Below are 21621 nucleotides of genomic sequence, written 5' to 3' on the forward strand. Positions count from 1 at the left end.
CGTCGAAAAACGACGGGGGCGTCAATGCCCCCGTGTTGTCAAAGCCCGGCCAAAGCGCTACACCGTCCGCGTTCTGAAAAAAGACCTTAACTGAACGGTATTAGGGCAGAGCGGGGGTTTCGGCGAGCACGGCTCGCCGCCCGCAGAGCCGGCCGGCCATGCAGGGCCGGCAGTGGATCGCCGCTCCCACAGCGGGCGCTCCCAAGGGACCCGCTACGGCAGATCGCGCACCCGGACAAACACCGGGAAGCGCGGCAGGCCGCGGGTGGTCAATTCGCGATAACGGTAGGTCACCTGTGCGCCGATGGCCGGCGGCGCGGCGCGTGCCGCGTCGCTCAAGCCGCTGCCGATGCGAAAGCGTCGGCCTTCGGCATCCATCACCACGAGCGCGCCGAGCCGGCCGCGGTGCCGGCCTTTGCCCGGCACGTGGCCGGTCACGGTCGCTTCGGCGTCAAGAAAGGGCGTGAGCTTGAGCAGGGCATCGCTGCGCCCGGCGGTCCACAGCGCGTCGGCCCGGTGCAGCATCAGCCCTTCGCCGCCACCGGCGACCACCTCGTCGAAGCGCAATGCCAGTTCGGCCCGGTCGGCCACGCGCCACTGCGGCACGACCTGCAGCCAGGGCAGGCCCGCGTCGGCGACGATGCGGGTCAGGCGCTCAAGACGCTGGCTGAAGTCGCCCGGTGCGCCCGGCAGGTCGAACAGCAGGTAGCGCACCGGCTGCCAGTCGGCGTCGTCCGGCACATCGCGTCGAACAATGCCGGACAGCACATCGAAGCGGCCGCGGGCGATCCACAGTTCGCCATCGAGCGGGTAAGCGGGCAAGGGCCCGGTGAACCAGGCCGGCGCCGCAATCGGGCGCCCGCTGCGAAAGCGCAGCACCCGCCCGTCCCACACGGCGCGCACGCCGTCCAGCTTTTCGCTGACCCAGTAGGCGGCCGGATCGATGCCGTCGTGATGGCGCTGCGCGTGCATCAGCGTCGGCGGTTCAGCCAGCGCGGCCTGCATCGACAACAGTGCGCACAGCACGAAGCGCAGCCATGCGGGCAGGCGGACCATGCTGGCGATTCCTCGGGAAGCGGGACGCCAAGCTTAGCCCAAACATGTCAATGGCATCAACGTCGCCCGACCTTCGATGATCGAGGGTGACATTGCATCTGACGGCGCCGTGGCTGCGTAGACGTCGCGAGTCTGACCGTGTCGCCGACACAGGTCCGGTTCCGGCATGACGCAGTCACCCCACAACACTCCGGAGGTTCAGATGAAAGCTTCAACCCTGTTTGCACCCGCTGTCCTGGCAGCCGCCCTGTCGTTCGGCCACGCCGCGAACGCCGCCGTCAATGTCACGCTGCAGCCGGACGAAGCGTCAAGCGAAGACGTGTTCATCTACGAGTTCGGCATCGACGGTGTATTCGGCATTCCGGCCCCGCGCCGCACCAATCTCGACACGAGCACGCTGTCGGCGTTGAACCCGCCGGCCGCCGTGCCATTCGGCAACTTCCTCGGCACCTCGGACACCGACCCGCGTTTTGGCGAAGGCGGCGTCGAGCGGGCACATGACACCAAAACCCTGATCCGCTTCGACCTCGGGCTGCTGAACCTGACGTCGGCCGGCGTCGGCAGCGCGACGATCAACCTGTATGGCGTGCCGTCGCTGTCGCCGTTCGAAAGCCCGAGTGCCGAGCACCCGGTCACCACCGACCTGTTCCAGGTGCTGAACGCGTGGAACGAAAGCAGCGTGACCTGGGAAACCGCGCCGATGACCGCCATGGCGGCCAGCTCGAGCACGGTGCAGAACAGCGTGAATGGCTGGGTCAGCTTCGATGCCACGGCGCTGGTGCGCAGCTGGCTCGACAATCCGTCGTCGAACTACGGTGTGCTGCTGGCGCAGCGCGACGTGGTGGAATTCGACGTTGACGGCAACAGCCGCTACGTCGGTGCGCTGTATGCCTCGTCGGCGTCGGCCGATGCGTCGCTGCGCCCCTTCCTGCAGATCAGCGCGGTACCGGAGCCGTCATCGGTGCTGATGATGGGCGCCGGTCTGGGCCTGCTGCTGATGGTGGCGCGTCGCCGCCGCAACAGGGCCTGAACGTCGTTGCAGCAAAGGAGCCTGCGAGTCGGTCAGCGACGGTCGCGCAGGCTGTCGATGACGGTCATGTCCTGCTCGATCAGCCGATTGCACACATCATTGCGCCGGTCGACGGCGACTGTCTGCTCACTCGCCCAGATAGGCGGCGCGCACGGCGGGGTTGTCGAGCAGCTCGGCCGACGCGGCGGCCAGCGTGATGCGGCCGCTGTCCATCACGTAGCCGCGGTCGCACAGCGACAGCGCAAGGCGCGCGTTCTGTTCGACCAGCAGCAGGGTGACGCCGTCGCGCGAGATGTCGCGGATGACGCCGAACACGGTGTCGACCATGACCGGCGACAGGCCCATCGACGGCTCGTCGAGCAGCAGCAGCAGCGGCCGACTCATCAATGCGCGACCGATGGCGACCATCTGCTGTTCGCCGCCGGACAAGGTGCCCGCGGTCTGACCGGCGCGTTGCTTCAGCCGGGGCAGCAGCGTGTAGACGCGATCAAGGTCGGCCGCGATGGCGGCGCGATCGTCGCGCGCATAAGCACCCATGTCGAGGTTTTCGCGCACCGACAGGCGGGCGAATACGCCACGGCCTTCCGGCACCAGCGCCAGACCGCGACCGACCAGCGTGTGCGGCGGGGCATGCGAAATGTCGCCGCCGTCGAAACGCACTTCGCCGCCGGCCGGCAGCATGCGCGCCAGCGCCTTCAGCGTGCTGGTCTTGCCGGCGCCGTTGGCGCCGATCAGCGCCACCTTCTCGCCGGCCGCGATGTCCAGATCGATGCCCTTGACCGCCCGGATGCCGCCGTAGTGCACGGTCAGCCCGCGTACTTTCAGCATCAGGCGGCCTCCGGGTCGGCCTGCTGGCCCAGATAGGCGGTGATCACGCGCGGATGGCGGCGCACCACGTCGGGTACGTCTTCGGCGATCTTCTCGCCGTAGTCGAGCACGGCCACGCGGTCGCACAGGCCCATCACCAGCTTCACGTCATGCTCGATCAGCAGCACGGTCAGACCGTCGCCACGCAGCTTTTCGATCAGCGTGCGCAGACCGGCGGTTTCGGTGGCGTTCATGCCGGCCGCCGGTTCATCGAGCGCCAGCAGCTTCGGTTCGGACGCCAGCGCGCGGGCGATTTCGAGCCGGCGCTGGTCGCCGTAACTCAGGTGAGTGGCCTGCTGGTTGGCCAGTTGATCGATGCCGACATAGCGCAGCAGTTCATGCGCGCGCGCTTCGGTGGCCGCTTCTTCGGCGCGCGCCGCCGGCGTGCGCAGGATGGCGCCGATGACGCCGGTACGCAGCCGGATGTGCCGGCCGACCATGACATTCTCGAGCGCGCTCATGGCGCCGAACAGCCGGATGTTCTGGAAGGTGCGCGCAATGCCGGCGCCGGCGATGCGGTGCGGCACGCCCGGCGGCAGGTCGCGCCCGTCGAAGGTGACGCGGCCCTCGTCCGGGCTGTACAGGCCGGTCAGCACGTTGAAGAAGCTGGTCTTGCCGGCGCCGTTCGGTCCGATCAGGCCATACACCTCGCCGCGCCGTATCGTCAGCGACACCTCGCGCAGCGCCTGCACGCCGCCGAAGCGCTTCGACACGCCGCTGGCCGTCAGCAGCACGGCGTCCTGCGCGATCGTGCCTGCGGGGTTGCTCATGCCACCTCCGCGTGTGCGGCCAGTTCGCGCTTGCGCAGCGCCGACGGCCACAGGCCGGCCGGTCGCCATCGCATCACGAGCACCAGCGCCACGCCGAACAGCAGCAGACGCAGCGATTCCGGATCGACCAGCACTTTGCCGAACAGCCATTGCTGCACCGGTGCAGCGCCCCAGCGAAGCACTTCGGGCAGCAACGCCAGCAGCAGCGCGCCGAGGATGACGCCGGCGATGTGGCCCATGCCGCCCAGCACCACCATGCACAGCACCATGATGGATTCGAGCAGGCCGAATGACTCCGGACTGACGAAGCCCTGGAAGCCGGCGAACAGGCCGCCGGCCACGCCGCCGAACGTCGCGCCCAGCCCGAACGCCAGCAGCTTCACGTTGCGCGTATTGATGCCGCAGGCGCGCGCCGCCAGTTCGTCTTCGCGGATGGCGACCCAGGCGCGGCCGAGCCGCGAATCCTGCAGGCGCACGCAGATGAAGATGACCAGCAGCGTCAGCGCCAGGAAGAAGTAATAGTGCGCGGTGACCGACGGGATCTGCAGACCGAACAGTTCGAAGCTGCGGCCGAGCGACTGACCGGCGATCTGCGCCGACTGGATGTTGTTGATGCCCTGCGGTCCGTTGGTCAGGTTCAGCGGTGCATTCAGGTTGTTCAGGAAGATGCGGATGATTTCGCCGAAGCCGAGCGTGACGATGGCGAGGTAGTCGCCGCGCAGCTTCAGCGTCGGCGTGCCCAGCAGCACGCCGAACAGGCCGGCGACCAGTGCACCCAGCGGCAGCACCAGCCACACGGACCAGGCCGGCGCACTGGCGAATACCGCCGGAAATGCGGTGGCCAGATGCGGGCTCGACAGCAGCGCATACAGATAGGCGCCCACCGCATAGAAGGCGATGTAACCCAGATCGAGCAGGCCGGCGAAGCCGACCACGATGTTCAGACCAAGCGCCAGCATGACGTAGAGCAGCGCAAAATCGATGATGCGCACCCACGAATTGCCGAAGTTCGCGCCGACGACAAAGGGCAGCACCGCCAGCGCGATGCCGATCAGCACGATGCCCAGCCGGGCGCGCAGTTTGGGGTCGCCGGGCAGGGTCACGCAGCGTTACCGAGAAATGGGTTCTCGACGCGCACGCCGTCTATCACCTGGCCGTGACTGAGGTCTTCGGTGATCAGCGTGTCGCATCCGGCATGGGCGGCGGCCGATACGATGAGCGCGTCCCAGAACGACAGTCGATGATGCTGACTGCGCCGCGCCGCGATCAATACCAGTTGCGGCGTGACCTGCACGACGTCCAGCACGGTCAGCGCCTCGGTCATGCGGAAAGCGTCCTCCGCCGGAACGGTGGACGCGAATCGTGCCCGAAGCACGAAATGGAATTCCTGCATGACTTGCGTGCTGATGACTGCGTTGCCGGCTTCGGCGTGGTGATTGAAGCACGCGCGCGCAGACCGCTGCTTGATCGGGTCAGCCGTATCTATCCGGTACAGCAGCACATTCGTGTCGAAGAAGAACTTCACTGCTCGCGCGCCGGGCCGTGGCGGGACATCCGCTCTTCGTAGATGTCATTGCGATCGAAGGTCCGGCCGCCTCCGCTGGAGGGCTGGAGGCGGTCGACCAGTGCGTCGAGTTCGGCCAACGCGCGCAGGCGCGCCTCACGGCCGCTGGCGTAACGGGCAATCTGCTCGCGCACGACCGCATTGACCGAGGTCCCTTCGCTCGCTGCGCGGATTCGCGCCTTCTGCAGCAACTCGTCGTCAATCACCAACGTCAGATTGGCCATGTCGCCCTCGACATCGAAATTTCACACGGGACCAGCGTAGCACAGGTTATGTGTTGCTGACGCCCTGCACTCATGCCCGCTCCGCAACCTTCTCGCCCATCAGGCCGGACGGGCGGAACACCAGCACCAGGATGAGCACGAAAAAGGCGAACACGTCCTGATAGTGGCTGCCGAGGAAGCCGCCGGTCAGGTCGCCGATGTAGCCGGCGCCCAGACTTTCGATGATGCCCAGCAGCAGGCCGCCCAGCATGGCGCCGCCGACATTGCCGATGCCGCCCAGCACGGCGGCGGTGAACGCCTTCAGGCCGAGCATGAAGCCCATGGCGTAGTGCGCGATCGAATAGTTGGCCGCGACCATGACGCCGGCCACCGCCGCAAGCGCCGAGCCGAGCACGAAGGTGAAGGCGATGACGCGATCGACATCGACCCCCATCAGCCGCGCCACCGCCGGGTTCTCGGATGTCGCGCGCATCGCGCGGCCGAGCCGGGTGCGCGTGATCAGCCACAGCAGCGCGGCCATCAGCACGGCGGCGGTGACGACGATGAGGATCTGCAGGTCGGTGATCGCGGCGCCGAACACCTGGTGCGGCGTGGTCGGCAGGATGGCCGGGAAGGTGTGGTAGTTGCGGCCCCAGCCCATCATGGCCAGCTGCTGCAGCACGATGGACACGCCGATGGCCGTGATCAGCGGCGCCAGCCGCGGCGCATTGCGCAGCGGCCGGTAGGCGATGCGCTCGATCGAAAAGCCGACCGCCATGCAGACCGGAATCGCAATCAGCAGGCCGCCGAGCACCACCACCGGTCCGGGCAGCCCCGACGGTACGAGCAGGCCGATGGCGGTCAGCGCAGTCAGCGCGCCGATCATCACCACCTCGCCGTGCGCGAAATTGATCAGCCCGAGGATGCCGTAGACCATCGTGTAACCCAGTGCCACCAGCGCATAGATGCTGCCGAGCACCAGACCATTGATGATCTGCTGGATGAAAATGTCCACGCGGCGCTTACGGCGTCGCGTCGCCGCCCATCGTCTCCAGCGGAGACCAGGCCCCGGCCTTCGCCTGGTACAGCGTCACTGCACCGTTCTTGATGTCGCCCTTCTCGTCGAAGGCGATCTGCGCGGTCAGGCCCGGGTAGTTGATCTGTTCGAGCTCGGGCAGGAATTTCATGCGGTCGGTCGAGCCGGCCTTCTTCATCGCCTCGGCCACCACGCGCACCGCGTCGTACGCATACGGTGCGTAGAGCTGGATGTCGGTGTTGAACTTCGCCTTGTAGCGGTCGCGGAATGCGGTGCCGCCGGCCATCTTTTCCAGCGGCACGCCGGGCAGCGAACAGTAGTGGCCTTCCGCGCCCTCGCCGGCCAGCTTGTGGAATTCCACCGTGCAGCCGCCGTCGCCGAACAGCATGGGGATGCCCAGATTGAGTGTCTTCAGCTGGCGCGCCATCGGGCCGGCCTGGGTGTCCATGCCGCCGTAGAACAGCAGGTCGGCCGAGGTCGATTTCACCTTGGTCAGTATGGAGGCAAAGTCGGTTGCCTTGTCGGTCGTGTATTCGCGCGTGACGATTTCCGCGCCGGCCGCCCTGGCGGCCTTCTCGAATTCGTCGGCCAGACCCTGACCGTAGGCGGTGCGGTCATCGATGATGGCGATGCGCCGCGCATTCAGGTTCTTCATCGCGAAGGTACCCAGTGCGCCGCCCTGCTGCACGTCGTCGGCAAACACGCGGAAGGCGCCGGCATAACCCTGGCGGGTGTACTGCGGATTGGTCGCCGACGGTGACACCTGGACGATACCCGCGTCGTGATAGATGCGCGACGCCGGAATGGTGGTGCCGCTGTTCAGGTGACCGATGACGGCATTGACGCGCGAATCGGCGAGCTTCTGCGCCACGGTCGTGCCCTGGCGCGGGTCGGCCTGGTCGTCTTCGCCAAGCAATTCGAAACGTGCCGGCTTGTCGCCGATCTGGAAGCCCTCGGCGTTCAGGTCATCAATGGCCAGCCGGGCGCCGTTCTCGTTGTCCTTGCCCAGATGCGCCTGCGGCCCGGTCAATGGCGCCACATGACCCAGCCGCACGATCAGCGGCGCGTCCATCGCCGGCAAGCCGGCCGCGGGTGCCGCCGACGGCGCTGTATCGGACTGTTCCCCGCACGCCGCGAGCAGGCAGGCCGACAGAACGAGAAGCGCAGGCAGGGGACGCGACGGGAAGAGCTGGGTCATGGAAAGTCTCCGCAAGGCTGAAAGAAGGTCAGCGCCGGATTTTGCGGGCGGCTGCGGGCAGCGTCAATTTTGTTTGTGCGCTGCGGCGCCGGACGGACGAGGGACAAAATGACCGGCGTGTGCTTGCGTCAGCTCGCACGCCGGTCGATACGTACTTCGGAAGCGCGCTGCGTCAGCTGCGCACGCGGCGGCGCGCCGCCACGATGAGGCCCAGACCGGCGAGGAACATCGCATACGTTTCCGGCTCGGGCACCGGCAGCGACAGCACGATGGGGTTTTGCGACAGCTGGACCGCACCGCTACCATCGAAGGTCAGACCGGTGACGAAGGCGGTCGGGTTCAGCGGATCGAGCGCCACGCTCTCTTCGATGCCGAGCACGCGGAAGCGGTCGACACCTTCGCTCAGCGTGTATTCCTCGCCAGCCAGCACATTGTCGGCAAACACCCACTCGGTGCCGTTCCACAGCCAGATCTCGTAGGCGTTGTCGCCCAGTTCCGGCAGCAGCACGCTGGCGAACAGCGGGCCGCTTTCAAGGAAATAGTCGTAGCCGATGGCGATGTCGGGATCAATGAAGAAGGTTTCGCCCGGCCGCACGTTGAAGGTGAACGACCAGCCTTCATCGGTGGCCACCGGCAACAGCGGGTTCGATGGCGACGATCCGGGCGGCGCGCCGTTGCGGATCGCGAACGTCCACAGACCCGGTGTCTCGGCCGACACATTGCTCGCGTGCTGCAGGTCGAGCACGGCGTCGGAGCGCGATCCGGGCAACGTCAGGAAATTGACGCCATCACCGGCATCGTAGCCGGCCTGCGCGGGAATGCCACCCAGGCCATCCGAGCCTTCACTGGCGTCGCCGGTGGTCCATTCGAGGCGTTCGTAACGGAAATCGATATCGAAATTGCCCGCACCGGTATCGGCGCGATTGCGCAACACCAGCTGGAAGCTGTTCGTCTTCGGGCCGACGGCCGCGGCGAGCAGCGTCTCTCCGCCGCCGTCGCCGCCTTCTTCACCGCCACCTGGAATCTGGTCACCAAAGTAGCCGACGGACGACCAGGTCACCGCGAGGGTGTCGGCATTCGGCGAGTGGATCCACAGATTGCCCGCCACTCGCGTGTCGACGTCAGCCCAGTACGGCGCAATCATCGGCTGACTGGCGACCGGGAACGGATCCGGCGTGAAGGTGCCGAGTGCGGACTCGAAGGTGATGTTGCCGTTATTGTTGACGAAGAAGCTGCTGTACGTGCTGCCGAAGAAGTTGATGTCGAACGGCAGCTCAAGCAGATTGGTCGATTCGTCGTCATTCGCCGGGAGGAACTCGGTGCCGAAGCCTTCATCCCCGACGCCGAAATCGAGCAGCGGGATGGCCTGTGCAGAACCCGCGAACGAGGCGAGCAGCAGGGGCAGGGCAAGACGACGAAAAACCATGGCAGAGCTCCTTGAACGCAATGCCGGAGCGCAGCAACTATCGTTCCATCACAGTACTGTCATAAAAAAATGCTATGGGAACAGTCCGCTCCGGTTTTGCGGTGGAGCACGGTGATCGACTGTGTAAAGAAGTGCGACACGCCATCAGCGCAGGTCACCGATCTTCGAGGCGGCCGGCGTCAGTCCGCCCTCTTCCCGCACATCGTCCGGCAACTGGTCCCGCAGATCGCGGATGATGCCCAGCGTGGCCAGCAACTTGAGGATGTAGTAGGTCAGGTCGATTTCGTACCACGCGAAGCCGGCGCGTGCACTGGCGCCGTAGCGGTGGTGATTGTTGTGCCAGCCGCCACCCATCGTCAGCAGTGCCAGCAGCGGGCGGTTGACCGAATCGTCGTCGGTGTCGAAGCGGCGATAGCCACCGGGCAGATGGCCGAAATGACCGATCGAATTGACCAGCGACACCGTCTGCACGCCGAGCGCGGTGGGCAGGAAGAAGCCCCACATCAGCGCCGCGCCGCCGGTCACGGTCGGACCGAAGGCACCCGCCGTCGCCAACAGCCAGATGAAGAAGGCGCCGGACAACATGAGCAGCGTGTAGTGCTTGTTCACCCACAGGATTTCCGGAAAGCGGGCGAAGTCGGGCACCACGTCGAGATCGGTGTCCTTGTAGCGCTCGCACCAGACCCAGCCGACGTGCGACTGCATCAGGCCATGCTGGCGCGGCGAGATCGGATCGTCCGGCTGTTCGACGTTCTGGTGATGGACGCGATGCACCGACGCCCACCACAGCGGCCCGTGCTGGCCGCACTGTGATGCGATCACCGCGAGCACGAACTGGACCGGGCGCGAGCACTTGAAGGCGCGGTGCGAAAAGTAGCGGTGGTAGATGGCTTCGACGCCGAACATGCGCAGCGCGTAGCTGGCAACAGCAAGCAGCACGAGCGGCCAGGTCGGGGGAAAGAGGAAGGGGGTCGCCACCGCGCAGCCGAACAGGATGACGTAGCGCACCCGGGTCTGATTGATCGATTCGGTGACCTGCTTGCCGTAACGGACGCGCGGCGGGGCCGTTGCACTCATGCTCGACTTCTCCTGACAGACACATGTCGGTCGCGAGCGTAGCAAGGCCAACGTCGCCCGTTGGCCCGATAAAGGGGGTGTAAGGCCCGCTATTCCGGCGCAACAAAAGAAAAAGCCGGCTGTTGCCAGCCGGCCTTCTGCTGCGATACGTGCGCTGCCGCCTTACTTGGCGCCTGCGAGGATCCAGGCAGCCAGCTTCTTCGCGTCGGCTTCGCTGACACCCGGATTGGCCGGCATCGGCACCGCGCCACCCCACATCAGCTTGGAACCGGCCGGCGTGCCGGCGCGGATGAAGGCCGCCAGCTTGCCTTCGGCGTCCTTCTGGCCTTCGTACTTCTTCGCCACAGCCTGGTAGCCCGGGCCGAGGACGCCGGCCTTTTCGATGGCGTGACAGCCCAGACAGCCCTTGGCTGTCGCCAGGTCCTTGCTGGCGAAAGCCGGTGCGCTCACGAGCGCGATGGCACAGACGGCGGCAGAAATGATCGTTCTCATGACGTTCCTCGACAGTTGTTTAATCAATGATTATCGCGGGGCCGGGCTCTCCGGCATCAACTCGGCGGCGCGGGTCGCAAGTCTAGTCCAGCCGCAGACGGTGAACAAGCCACGCGAAACGCGCCGACCCTCGCGGATAACGGCGGTCCGGTGCCCTCCGTTGACCGGGAATATCACCCGGGCGTTCGCCGCCAGCCGAGCGTCAGCGCCGTACCGACCAGAATGACGGCCGTGCTGGCCAGCATCGCGGGTGTCGGCACCTCTTCGAACAGCAGGTGGCCCCACAGCATGGCGAAGGGCGGAATCAAGAACGTGACGCTCAGCGCCGGTGTCGCGCCGATACGGCCAAGCAGCCGGAAATACATGAAGTTGCCAAGCGCGGTCGACACCAGGCCGAGTACCAGCACCGCAGTGATCGCCGACCATGACGGCAACGCGCCGGGCAGCGACGCCAGCGCCCAGGGCAGCAGCAGCAACGCTCCGGTGACCGAAAAAGCGGTGGCCACTGACGATGCATCGAGATCGCCGAGCTTGCGCCGCGCCAATTGAACGCCCAGCCCGTAACAGGCGGCACCCGCGAGACCGAGCAGCACGGCGTCAATTCCGATGCGCAGCGGGCCGAGTTCGCGCAGGCTGGCCAGCAATGCGACACCGGCAAAACCCAGCAGCAGGCCCACCGCCTTGCTGCGGGACAGCGACTCCCGCCACACGCACACCGCGAGCAGGGCGGAAAAGAGGGGCGAACTGGCATTGAGCACCGCCGCAAAGCCGGCGCTGGATCGCATGACGGTTTCGGCGAACAGCGTGAAGGGCAGCGCCGTGATACCGGCGCCGATCAGCGCGAGCCAGCCGAGCGTGCGCCGCCGGTCGGTCGCCGCAACGCCGCGCAACGGTGACCCGAACACGAGGCACAGTGCGGTCGCCGCCAGCAGCAGGCGCAGGCTGACGGTCGCGGCGAGGCCGAATTCCGGGATTGCCACGCGGTACAACGCGAACGACGCCCCCCAGACCAGGCCCAGCAGCAGGAATTCGATGGCTGAACGCATGCAGCGTCGGGACGACGGCAGAACGCCGGGCTGGGCGATCAGCCGCGCAGGCGCGCGATCAGGCCGTCGAGCTGGTCGAGGTCATTGAAACGGATGGCGACCTTGCCGGCGCCACGCGCGTTGGCCTGCACACTGACCGCGGCGCCCAGCAGATCGGACAGCTCCTCTTCCAGCTGCGCCAGATCGCGCGGCACGCTGGCGGCGCGCTTGCCGCCCTGTTCGGCCACGCCGCCCTGCGCCACCAGCTTTTCGGTGTCGCGCACGGTCAGGCCCTGCGCCACGACACGATTGGCCAGCGCGATCTGGTCGGCGCGCGGCAACGTCAGAAGCGCGCGCGCGTGACCCATGTCCAGATCACCGGTGATCAGCTGTTCCTGCACCGGCTCGGCCAGCTGCAGCAGTCGCAGCAGATTGGTGGTGGCCGAGCGCGAGCGGCCGATCGCATTCGCCGCCTGTTCGTGCGTCATGCCGAATTCGTCGATCAGCCGCTGTACCCCTGCAGCCTCTTCGAGCGGATTCAGGTTCTCGCGCTGGATATTCTCGATCAGGCTCATCGCCAGCGCCGCTTCGTCGGCGATTTCACGCACCAGCGCCGGCACTTCGGTCAGCCCGGCCAGTTGCGCGGCACGCCAACGGCGTTCGCCGGCGATGATTTCGAAGCGCTCGCGCGCCACCTCGCGCACCAGGATGGGCTGCATGATGCCCTGCGCGCGGATCGACTCGGCCAGCTCTTCGAGCGAGCCCGGGTCCATGCGCGTGCGCGGCTGGTACTTGCCAGGCTGCAGGGCGCCGACCGCCAGCGTGCGCAGCTCGCCGGCGTTGCCGGACTCGCCGGAGTTACCGGCCAGCAGCGCGTCCAGCCCGCGGCCGAGACCTTTCTGTTTGGGTGGGGTCATTGTTTGCCTTCTTTTTTTATTGCGGATGTGCGCAGCTAGAGGGTTTTCACCCGCTCGATCATTTCCTGCGCAAAGGCCGTGTAGGCCTGCGCACCCTTGGCGCTCTTGTCGAACAGCACGCCCGGTACGCCGTAGCTGGGGGCTTCGGCCAGACGGACGTTGCGTGGAACGACGGTTCTGAACACCTTGTCACCAAAGTGCGATTCGAGCTGCGCCGACACCTGCTGCGACAGCGTGCTGCGCGGGTCGAACATGACGCGCAGCAGGCCGATCACCTTCAGGTCGCGGTTCAGGTTGGCGTGCACTTTCTTGATGGTGTTCACCAGATCGGACAGGCCTTCGAGCGCGTAGTACTCGCACTGCATCGGAATGATGACGCCATGCGCGGCGCACAGGCCGTTCAGCGTCAGCAGGCTCAGGCTGGGCGGGCAGTCGATCAGCACGAAATCGTAATCGTCTGCGCACTCCGAAATCGCCTTCTTCAATCGGTTTTCCCGATTCTCAATCTCGACCAGTTCGACTTCGGCGCCCGCCAGATCCCGGTTGGCAGGCAGCACGTCCAGACCGGCATGCGGGCTGGTGACGCGCGCGTCGGCAAGCGAGGCAAGGCCGAGCAGCACCGGGTAGACGCTGGACTTGAGCGTGCGCTTGTCGACGCCGGCGCCCATCGTGGCGTTGCCCTGGGGATCGAGGTCGACCAGCAGCGTACGCTGGCCGGCCTGACCGAGCGCGGCGGCCAGATTGACGCTGGTCGTCGTCTTGCCGACCCCGCCCTTCTGGTTGGCGATCGCGAAAATGCGCGGCATCGGCCGGTCAGCCTGCAGCAGGCACGCGGGCAAGCCACAGCAGATGGCGCGCGCCCTCGACGCCCGGCACCTGCAGTTCCTCGGCGCGGCGCAAGGCCCAGCCGGCAGGAATCGCCCGCACTTCCTCGTCCGGGTAAACGCCCTTCATCGCCAGCATCTGGCCTTCGGGCTTCAGCAGATGCCCGGCCACCTTGATGAAATCGGCCAGATCGCCAAAGGCGCGCGACACGATGAAATCACGGCTCTGCGGCAGCTCCACCGCTTCCGCGCGCGCGACCTGCACGTCGAAATTGTCCAGGCCGAGGTCGATGCGTACCTGCTGCTGGAACGACGCCTTCTTGGAATTCGGCTCGATCGACAGCACGTCGAGGTCGGGTCGCGCGATGGCCAGCGGAATACCCGGCACGCCGCCACCAGAACCGATGTCGATCAGCGTCGAACCATCCGGAATGAAGCGGGCGATCGACAGCGCATCGAGCAGATGATGCGTCAGCATGCGCGACTCTTCGCGGATCGCGGTGAGGTTGTACACCGCGTTCCACTTTGCCATCAGCGCGATGAAACGCAGCAACCGCGTCTGCGCGGAAGCGGGAATCGACAGGTCAAGAACGTTGAGGCCGGCGGCCAGTTCGGTTTGCAGAGTCATGGGCAGATCGCTTGGGGCAACTTCAATTCGGGGGGCGATTCAACGGCTCAGGCTGCGCTGCGCACGGCCTGACGCTTTTTCAGGTGCACCAGCAGCAGCGATATCGCCGCTGGCGTGATGCCCTGGATGCGAGAGGCCTGGCCCAGCGTTTGCGGGCGGTGCTGGACCAGCTTCTGGCGCACTTCGCGCGACAGGCCGGTCACGGCGGCGTAATCCATATCGTCGGGCAGGCGCATGTCTTCGGTGGCGCGCAGGCGCTCGACTTCGTCCTGCTGGCGATCGATGTAGCCCTGATACTTGGCGAGGATGTCGAGCTGTTCGATCGCGTCGACATCGGTGATCGGCTCGGGCGTGCCCGGCAGCGTCATCAGCGCGGCATAGCTCACGTCCGGTCGGCGCAGCAGTTCGAACAGCGAATACTCGTGCTCGATCGGCTTGCCGAGCACGCGGATGGCGTCGCTCGCCGGAACGGTATCCGGGCGTACCCATGTCGCGCGCAGGCGCTGCGTTTCGCCGGCGATCGCGTCGCGCTTGCGGTTGTAGACATCCCAGCGCGCGTCGTCGATCAACCCCATGTCGCGCGCGATATCGGTCAGCCGCAGGTCGGCATTGTCCTCGCGCAGACTGAGCCGGTACTCGGCGCGCGAAGTGAACATGCGGTAGGGCTCGGACACGCCGCGCGTGATCAGGTCGTCGACCAGCACGCCCAGATAGGCTTCGCTGCGTGCCGGGCACCAGGCGTCGAGACCACGCACCTGACGCGCCGCATTGAGGCCCGCCAGCAGGCCCTGCGCCGCAGCTTCTTCATAGCCGGTCGTGCCATTGATCTGACCGGCGAAGAACAGGCCTTCGATGGCGCGGGTTTCGAGCGAAGACTTCAAACCGCGCGGATCGTAGTAGTCGTATTCGATCGCGTAGCCGGGACGCAGGATGTGGGCGTTTTCGAGTCCCGGAATGCTGCGCACCAGATCGACCTGTACATCGAACGGCAGCGAGGTTGAAATGCCGTTCGGATAGACCTCATGCGTCGTCAGGCCTTCCGGTTCCAGGAAGATGTTGTGGCTGTCGCGGTCGGCGAAACGGTGGATCTTGTCCTCGATGCTCGGGCAGTAGCGCGGACCGACGCCTTCGATCACGCCGGTGTACATCGGCGAACGATCAAGACCGCCGCGGATGATGTCGTGCGTGCGCGTCGTGGTGTGCGTGATCCAGCAGGGCACCTGGCGCGGGTGCATGGCGCGGCGGCCGATGAAGCTGAACACCGGCACCGGGTCGTCGCCCGGCTGCGCTTCCATGACCGAGTAATCGATGCTGCGACCGTCGATGCGCGGCGGCGTGCCGGTCTTCAGGCGACCCTGCGGGAGCGCAAGTTCCTTCAGCTTTTCGGCCAGCCGGATCGCGGGTGGATCGCCCGCGCGACCGGCTGAGTGATTCTCCAGGCCGACGTGTACCCGACCATTCAGGAAGGTGCCGGCCGTCAGCACGACCGCCCGCGCACGGAAGCGGATACCGACTTCGGTCACGACGCCGGCGACGCGGTCGCCGTCCATGATCAGGTCGGCGGCGGCCTGCTGGAACAGATCGAGGTTCGGCTGGTTCTCCAGCCGGCTGCGGATGGCCGCCTTGTACAGAACGCGGTCAGCCTGTGCGCGGGTGGCACGGACTGCCGGACCCTTGCTTGCGTTGAGTGTGCGGAACTGTATGCCCGACTCGTCGGTGGCCAATGCCATCGCACCGCCGAGCGCATCGACTTCCTTCACCAGATGACCCTTGCCGATGCCGCCGATCGACGGATTGCACGACATCTGGCCCAGCGTTTCGATGTTGTGCGTCAGCAGTAGCGTACGTGCGCCGGTGCGCGCAGCCGCCAGCGCGGCTTCGGTACCGGCATGGCCACCGCCGATGACGATCACGTCGTAACGGGTCGGGAAATCCATTTTCGCTGCAATGCAAAATAAGGCGAAGGGGCTGAATGATACGACCGAAGGCATCGATCACCAAGGTCGCACGCCCTTGCAGCCTTGCAAGTTCTTACAGTTGCTTACGGCGCAAAGCGTCCGCGCTCACTACGCTTGTGTCGTGTTCACCAAGAGTAAGAACCATGAAAACCCTCAGTTCGGTACTTGCTGCGCTTACATTGACCTTCAGCGGAGTCGCCATGGCTGACCGCGACGACTGGCGTGGGCACCGCGGTGATCGTCACCATGGCTACCAGAAAGACTACCGTGGGCACCATGATTTCGGGCGCCATCACCGCAGCTACGGCCACCGACATCACAGCCCGCGCATCAGCCACCACTACTATGGCGGACCCGCCTACTACGTCGCGCCGCCGCGCTATTACGGTTATGGCGGCTACGGCCACCACGGCCATCGCGGGGGTGGCGGTGTGACCATCGTACTGCCGCCGATCCGCTTCGGGCATTGATCGGTCGCGCCGATCCCTGATCACGTTGTTTCACGTGAAACAATGTTCAGGCTGACAACACATCCCAGGTCAGCCGCGCGATCAGCACACTGACCACAACAATGAACACGCGGCGCACGAACAGTGCGCCGTTTTTCATTGCAAGGTGAGCACCGACCCAGGCGCCCGCCAGATTCGCCAGCGCCATCAGCGCCGCCACCTTGACCATGATGGCGCCAACAGGAACGAACCAGCACAGGGCGGCGAGATTGGTACTGACGTTCACCACCTTGGCTGCCGCCGACGCACGCAGGAAATCCCACGCATAGCAGCGGATGAACAGAAAGATCAGGAAGCTGCCGGTGCCCGGCCCGAAGAAGCCATCGTAGAAACCGATCGCTGCGCCCAGCAACAGCGCGAGCACCGGCCGCGGCTTACGGCCGACGCTGTGCGACGGGGCGCCAAAATCCTTTTTCTTCAGCGTGTAGACGAGTACTGCGACCAGCAGCACGATGACCAAAGGTCGCAGCATCTGCGGCGGGAACAGACCGACTGCCGCCGCGCCCGCGAATGACGCAACGAATGCCGCCAGCGCAGCGCGCCAGAGCACCCGCCAGTCCATGTCTACCTTGCCAAGGTAGCGGCGCGCCGCAAAGGCGGTCCCGACGATGCTTACGGCCTTGTTGGTACCGAAAAGCGTCGCCGGAGCGATACCCGGAAACACGTTGAACAGCAGCGGTATCTGCACCAGCCCGCCACCACCGACCATGGCGTCCACAAGACCTGCGAAGAATGCGCCGACGAACAGCAGGGTGAAATCAGCGAACACGACACACGCCCGGATGTTTCACGTGGAACACTACTTTCCGATGCAGAAGCGGGAAAAGATTTCGCCCAGAAGATCATCCGGTGTGAATTCACCCGTGATCTCACCCAGGGCGCGATGGGCGAGCCTCAATTCTTCAGCGAACAGATCAAGCTGCAACACCGTACCCGCGATGCAGGCACGCGCCGCGTCGAGCCTCTCTATTGCCGCATCAAGCGCATGCAAGTGCCGGGCACGGGCAGACAGCGCATCTTCCGCGCCGCCGTGCCAACCGATGCAATCGAGCAAGGAAGCGCGAAGCAGGTCCAGCCCCGAACCTTCGCGGGCGGACAACCACACCGACACAACATCGCCCGCGCGCTCGGAGTGGGGCGAGTCACCGGTGAGATCTATCTTGTTGAATACGCGTATGCGCTTCAGTCCGTCCGGCAAGCCCTCGTCAATGCTCCGCGCCACCGCATCGAACCCGGTCGTCGCGTCGATCAGGTGAACCACGGCATGCGCGCGATCGAGTTCGCGCTTCGTGCGGGCGATGCCGGCCTGTTCGACCGGATCCGTCGTGTCACGCAGCCCTGCCGTGTCGATGATGTGAAGCGGCACGCCGTCGATGGAAATCAGCTCGCGCAGGGTGTCGCGCGTAGTGCCCGCGATGTCGGTCACGATGGCGCGATCGTCACCGGACAGAGCATTGAGCAGGCTGGACTTGCCGACGTTCGGCGCGCCAGCCAGCACGACCGTCAGCCCATCGCGCAGCACTGCACCGCAGCGCGCTCTTTCGCGCAGCGCGCCGACCGCCCGCATCACCTCGTCGAGCTTGCGCCGGGCACCCGCCTGTTCGATGAACTCGACGTCTTCCTCGGGGAAGTCCAGTGTCGCTTCAACGAACAGCCGGAGATTGACCAGCGCGTCCTCCAGTTGATGGACGTGGCGCGAGAACTCACCGTCCAGTGAACGCATTGCAGCGCGGGCCGCCGATGACGTACTCGCGTCAATGAGGTCGGCCACCGCTTCGGCCTGGGCCAGATCGATGCGGTCGTTCAGGAATGCACGTTCGGTGAATTCGCCCGGGCGGGCAGGGCGGGCACCAAGTTCGAAGCACCGTGCGAGCACCGCCTGCAGCACCGCACCGCCACCATGGCCATGCAGCTCAAGCACGTCTTCTCCGGTGTACGACGCCGGGGCCGCAAACCACAGCGCGATGCCGTGATCCAGCACCGTACCGTCGGCCGCCAGAAACTTCAGGAAAGTGGCCTGACGCGCCGGCGGCAGCCGACCGAGCACACCGTGGGCGACATCGCCGGTCCGGCTGCCGGACACGCGGACGACGCCGATGCCGCCGCGGCCGGTCGCTGTGGCGACGGCTGCAATCGTATCGGTGAGATGCCTGGCTGGATGCATGGTCGGGAGTCCGGTAACGAAGAAGGCGCCGCGCCCACAATACAACCCGTCGCGGGTGATTGCAGTCGCGGCGCCTTCGACGCCGGAACAGGGGGCCGTAGGTTCAGGTCTTGGCGGTCTTGCCACCTTCTATCATGCGGGTGATCTGCCACTGCTGGGCGATCGACAGCACATTGTTCACCACCCAGTACAGCACCAGACCCGACGGGAAAAACAGGAACATGCCGGTGAACACGACCGGCAGGAACAGCATCACCTTGGCCTGGATCGGGTCCGGCGGCGTCGGATTCAACTTGGTCTGCACGAACATCGTGATACCCATGATGATGGGCAGGACGAAGTAGGGATCCTTGATCGACAGGTCGGTAATCCAGCCGATCCACGGCGCGTTGCGCATTTCGACGCTGCCCAGCAGCACCCAGTACAGCGCGATGAACACCGGGATCTGCACCACGATGGGCAGACACCCGCCGAGCGGATTGATCTTTTCCGTCTTGTACAGCTCCATCATTTCCTGCTGCATGCGCATGCGGTCGCCGCCATGGCGTTCCTTGATCTGCTGCATGCGCGGCGTGACCAGGCGCAGCTTGGCCATCGAGCGGTAGCTTGCGGCCGACAGCGGGAAGAAGATGGCCTTGATCAATACGGTGAGCAGGATGATGGCCCAGCCCCAGTTGCCGACCATGTCATGCAGCTTCTCCAGCACCCAGTGCATCGGCGACGCGATGATGGTCAGGAAGCCGTAATCGACCACCAGATCGAGGCCTGGCGCGAGCGCGACCAGATCCTCCTGGATCTGCGGACCGGCATACATCGGGACCTCGATCGACGAGGTGGCGCCCGGCGCTGCCGCGGCAAGCGGCACGACGACGCCTGCGGTGTACAGGTCATTGGCGACCTTGCGCGCGAAGAACTCGCGATCGGCACCCTTCGGCGGCACGAAGGCACTGACGAAATAATGCTGCACCAGCGCCACCCAGCCATCCGGCGCCTTGCTGACGAATTTCGCAGAGTTGTCGGCGATGTCCTTGAAATCGATCTTCTGGTACTTGCCCTGATCGGTGTAGAAGGCCGGGCCGGTAAAGGTGCTCAGCATCGCATTGCCGCCCGCAGTCGGCTTGCCGTCGCGAAGCAGCTGGAAGTAGGCATGCGCATTGACCGGCGCCTGCGAGGCATTCGCCACTTCGTAGCGCGTGCCGATCTGGTAGCTGCCGCGAGTGAACGTCAGCACCTTGGTCACGGCCACGCCTTCGCCACCGGGTGCCGTCATGCGCAATTCGACCTTGTCCTGCCCGTCAGCCAGTGTCAGCTCGCCTTCCGGCAGCTGGAACACCGTCTTGTGTGTCGGCAGCCCTTCACCGATCAGGCCGCTCTGAGCGTGATAGAGGTGAGCGCCACCGTTGTCCAGCAACACGAAATTGCCAGTCGTCTCGGGGCCGGCCTTGTGCTTCAGCAATTCGAGCCGGATGATCGAGCCACCCTCGGCCGACACATCGGCGATGAACAGATCGGTCACCACCCGGGTCGCGGTTTTCTGCGCCACCACCGGTACGGCTGGCACATCGGCCGCACCGGCCGGCGTGCTCACGGTCGGCACCGGTGCCTGGGCACCGGGTGACTGCGCCACGGCATCTGCAGTGGGCGCCGGCGCGACAGGGGGGAGCGACTGGCGCTGCCAGCCATCCCACAGCATGAACAGCGAAAACAGGAAAACGATCAACAGGGCGGAGCGTTGGGTATCCATCTGGGGAATCGTCTGAAAAATGCGTCGTTGAGTGGAAGGCGATCGTGGATGCGGCCGGGAGGACTCGGTGCTCACGGCACCGGATCATGTCCCCCGGGATTCCACGGATGGCAGCGCGCAATGCGCCTGAGCGACAGCCAGCCGCCACGCAGGCTGCCATGGCGGCGGATCGCTTCGGTGGCGTATTCGGAACAGCTGGGCAGAAAACGGCAATTCGCGCCCAGCATGGGGCTGATGGCGTAGCGATACACGGCAAGTACGGACAGCAGAAGACTTTTCAACTGGCTGGCTCCGAAACAGGCGGCTTCCCGCTGGACGGCCCGGCATCGGGCGCTACGGCCGGCGGGCGCATCCGGCCAAAAAGATGGTCAAGTTCCGCGCGCAGCGCCTTGCGGTCCAGACTGTCGGGCCGCGAATTCAGGCGCAGCACAATGTCGAGCGGCCTCAACCCCGTCCGCGCATGGCGGAATGCTTCACGCGCCAGTCGCTTGACCAGATTTCGATCGTGCGCGCGCTTCAGGTGCCGCTTCGCGACCACGACACCCAGACGCGCTCCGGTCTCGGCATCCGGTCCGGACGCTTTGACCGGGCCGTGATGGATCACGAAATGACGACTGCGCTGCGTGCGCCGTAAAGCAAAAACGGATGAAAACTCATCCGTTTTTCTGAGCCGGAAGACCGGGCGGAAACTGTACGTTCCTCGCGCCGGCGTTTCCGATGAATCTGCCGTGCCTGCTTCGCTCACTGTGCGCTCAACCTCCGGCTTGCTGCCCGATGGCAGACGACCGGACATTCACGGACATGGCGGCGCAGGCTGCGGCTGGAAGGGTCTGGCTGCGTTAGACCGCGAGCCGGACGCGGCCCTTGGCGCGACGTGCGCGGATGACAGCGCGGCCGCCGCGGGTGCGCATGCGTTCAAGGAAACCGTGGGTGCGGGCACGGCGGACAGATGACGGCTGGTAAGTGCGTTTCATGGCCTGCTCACTATGTATACGGAAAAGCCCGCGATTACATCGCAAGATCAGCGCCTTGTCAATCGCCCTGCAGCGGCGCGGGTTTGGCCGGTGTGGATAAGCAGGGCCGAAAGCGCTAGAATCCGTCACTCAAAACAGCTGGCAAAAGCGGACCCGGGC

At 65.6% G+C, this 21621-nt stretch carries 24 protein-coding genes; 2 read left to right on the plus strand and 22 right to left on the minus strand.

Annotated elements, in window-relative coordinates; translation table 11 throughout:
• Window positions 1-213 precede the first annotated feature (213 nt).
• Window positions 214-1056 carry a DNA ligase gene (locus NMQ14_RS13960; protein WP_257097102.1) on the minus strand — a complete coding sequence of 281 codons (843 nt, stop codon included), beginning with the start codon at window positions 1054-1056 and terminating at the stop codon, window positions 214-216.
• A gap of 202 nt (window positions 1057-1258) precedes the next feature.
• On the opposite strand from NMQ14_RS13960, the gene NMQ14_RS13965 reads away from it, so the two are divergent.
• Complete coding sequence (locus NMQ14_RS13965; protein WP_257097104.1) at window positions 1259-2086, plus strand: DNRLRE domain-containing protein; 828 nt, start codon at window positions 1259-1261, stop codon at window positions 2084-2086.
• Between the two features lie 126 nt (window positions 2087-2212).
• Here the strand turns inward: NMQ14_RS13965 and NMQ14_RS13970 are convergent, their stop codons facing one another.
• From NMQ14_RS13970 to mnmG, 15 genes are all read right to left on the minus strand, one after another.
• Window positions 2213-2914 carry an ABC transporter ATP-binding protein gene (locus NMQ14_RS13970; RefSeq protein WP_257097106.1) on the minus strand — a complete coding sequence of 234 codons (702 nt, stop codon included), beginning with the start codon at window positions 2912-2914 and terminating at the stop codon, window positions 2213-2215.
• Window positions 2914-3723 carry an ABC transporter ATP-binding protein gene (locus tag NMQ14_RS13975; RefSeq protein ID WP_257097108.1) on the minus strand — a complete coding sequence of 270 codons (810 nt, stop codon included), beginning with the start codon at window positions 3721-3723 and terminating at the stop codon, window positions 2914-2916. Before NMQ14_RS13975 ends, NMQ14_RS13970 begins: the two co-directional genes overlap by 1 nt.
• Window positions 3720-4820: an ABC transporter ATP-binding protein gene (locus NMQ14_RS13980; RefSeq protein WP_257097260.1), complete on the minus strand. Its 1101-nt coding sequence runs from the start codon at window positions 4818-4820 to the stop codon at window positions 3720-3722. The genes NMQ14_RS13975 and NMQ14_RS13980 overlap by 4 nt, the downstream gene beginning before the upstream one ends.
• A gap of 2 nt (window positions 4821-4822) precedes the next feature.
• A complete protein-coding gene (locus NMQ14_RS13985; RefSeq protein WP_257097110.1) occupies window positions 4823-5248 on the minus strand; it encodes a PIN domain-containing protein in 426 nt (141 codons plus the stop codon).
• Window positions 5245-5511: a hypothetical protein gene (locus NMQ14_RS13990; protein ID WP_257097112.1), complete on the minus strand. Its 267-nt coding sequence runs from the start codon at window positions 5509-5511 to the stop codon at window positions 5245-5247. The genes NMQ14_RS13985 and NMQ14_RS13990 overlap by 4 nt, the downstream gene beginning before the upstream one ends.
• A gap of 70 nt (window positions 5512-5581) precedes the next feature.
• The gene (locus NMQ14_RS13995; RefSeq protein ID WP_257079238.1) at window positions 5582-6505 is read right to left on the minus strand and encodes a branched-chain amino acid ABC transporter permease; all 924 of its coding nucleotides are present in this window, start codon (window positions 6503-6505) and stop codon (window positions 5582-5584) included.
• Between the two features lie 7 nt (window positions 6506-6512).
• On the minus strand, window positions 6513-7724 hold the full coding sequence (locus NMQ14_RS14000) for a branched-chain amino acid ABC transporter substrate-binding protein (protein WP_257097114.1): 1212 nt from the start codon (window positions 7722-7724) through the stop codon (window positions 6513-6515).
• A 172-nt stretch (window positions 7725-7896) separates the two neighbouring features.
• Window positions 7897-9150 (minus strand): nidogen-like domain-containing protein, encoded by a 1254-nt coding sequence (locus tag NMQ14_RS14005; RefSeq protein WP_257097116.1) that lies wholly within the window; start codon window positions 9148-9150, stop codon window positions 7897-7899.
• Between the two features lie 144 nt (window positions 9151-9294).
• A complete protein-coding gene (locus NMQ14_RS14010; RefSeq protein ID WP_257097118.1) occupies window positions 9295-10227 on the minus strand; it encodes an acyl-CoA desaturase in 933 nt (310 codons plus the stop codon).
• Window positions 10228-10389: 162 nt separating this feature from the next.
• Window positions 10390-10719 carry a c-type cytochrome gene (locus NMQ14_RS14015; protein WP_257079234.1) on the minus strand — a complete coding sequence of 110 codons (330 nt, stop codon included), beginning with the start codon at window positions 10717-10719 and terminating at the stop codon, window positions 10390-10392.
• A 173-nt stretch (window positions 10720-10892) separates the two neighbouring features.
• Window positions 10893-11765 (minus strand): DMT family transporter, encoded by an 873-nt coding sequence (locus NMQ14_RS14020; RefSeq protein ID WP_257097120.1) that lies wholly within the window; start codon window positions 11763-11765, stop codon window positions 10893-10895.
• A gap of 38 nt (window positions 11766-11803) precedes the next feature.
• Complete coding sequence (locus NMQ14_RS14025; RefSeq protein ID WP_257079232.1) at window positions 11804-12661, minus strand: ParB/RepB/Spo0J family partition protein; 858 nt, start codon at window positions 12659-12661, stop codon at window positions 11804-11806.
• Window positions 12662-12696: 35 nt separating this feature from the next.
• On the minus strand, window positions 12697-13467 hold the full coding sequence (locus NMQ14_RS14030; protein WP_069038906.1) for a ParA family protein: 771 nt from the start codon (window positions 13465-13467) through the stop codon (window positions 12697-12699).
• Between the two features lie 7 nt (window positions 13468-13474).
• On the minus strand, window positions 13475-14113 hold the full coding sequence (gene rsmG, locus NMQ14_RS14035; protein ID WP_257097121.1) for a 16S rRNA (guanine(527)-N(7))-methyltransferase RsmG: 639 nt from the start codon (window positions 14111-14113) through the stop codon (window positions 13475-13477).
• Between the two features lie 47 nt (window positions 14114-14160).
• Entirely contained in the window at window positions 14161-16050 is a 1890-nt protein-coding gene (mnmG, locus tag NMQ14_RS14040) for a tRNA uridine-5-carboxymethylaminomethyl(34) synthesis enzyme MnmG (RefSeq protein WP_257097122.1), read from the minus strand.
• 164 nt (window positions 16051-16214) lie between these two features.
• Between mnmG and NMQ14_RS14045 the strand changes: the two genes are divergently transcribed.
• Entirely contained in the window at window positions 16215-16541 is a 327-nt protein-coding gene (locus NMQ14_RS14045; RefSeq protein ID WP_257097123.1) for a hypothetical protein, read from the plus strand.
• A gap of 46 nt (window positions 16542-16587) precedes the next feature.
• Here NMQ14_RS14045 and NMQ14_RS14050 read toward each other — a convergent pair whose 3' ends face one another.
• The 6 genes from NMQ14_RS14050 to rpmH all read right to left on the minus strand — a co-directional run bounded on the left by NMQ14_RS14050 (window position 16588) and on the right by rpmH (window position 21462).
• A complete protein-coding gene (locus NMQ14_RS14050) occupies window positions 16588-17349 on the minus strand; it encodes a sulfite exporter TauE/SafE family protein (RefSeq protein ID WP_257097124.1) in 762 nt (253 codons plus the stop codon).
• Window positions 17350-17379: 30 nt separating this feature from the next.
• Window positions 17380-18744 carry a tRNA uridine-5-carboxymethylaminomethyl(34) synthesis GTPase MnmE gene (gene mnmE, locus NMQ14_RS14055; protein WP_257097125.1) on the minus strand — a complete coding sequence of 455 codons (1365 nt, stop codon included), beginning with the start codon at window positions 18742-18744 and terminating at the stop codon, window positions 17380-17382.
• A 103-nt stretch (window positions 18745-18847) separates the two neighbouring features.
• On the minus strand, window positions 18848-20488 hold the full coding sequence (gene yidC / locus NMQ14_RS14060) for a membrane protein insertase YidC (RefSeq protein WP_257097126.1): 1641 nt from the start codon (window positions 20486-20488) through the stop codon (window positions 18848-18850).
• A 71-nt stretch (window positions 20489-20559) separates the two neighbouring features.
• Window positions 20560-20769: a membrane protein insertion efficiency factor YidD gene (gene yidD, locus NMQ14_RS14065; protein WP_069038899.1), complete on the minus strand. Its 210-nt coding sequence runs from the start codon at window positions 20767-20769 to the stop codon at window positions 20560-20562.
• Complete coding sequence (gene rnpA, locus NMQ14_RS14070; protein WP_257097127.1) at window positions 20766-21281, minus strand: ribonuclease P protein component; 516 nt, start codon at window positions 21279-21281, stop codon at window positions 20766-20768. Before rnpA ends, yidD begins: the two co-directional genes overlap by 4 nt.
• A 46-nt stretch (window positions 21282-21327) precedes the next feature.
• Window positions 21328-21462: a 50S ribosomal protein L34 gene (gene rpmH / locus NMQ14_RS14075; RefSeq protein WP_083223994.1), complete on the minus strand. Its 135-nt coding sequence runs from the start codon at window positions 21460-21462 to the stop codon at window positions 21328-21330.
• Window positions 21463-21621: the final 159 nt, after the last annotated feature.

The organism is Methyloversatilis sp. XJ19-13 (assembly GCF_024580155.1).
Taxonomy (GTDB): domain Bacteria; phylum Pseudomonadota; class Gammaproteobacteria; order Burkholderiales; family Rhodocyclaceae; genus Methyloversatilis.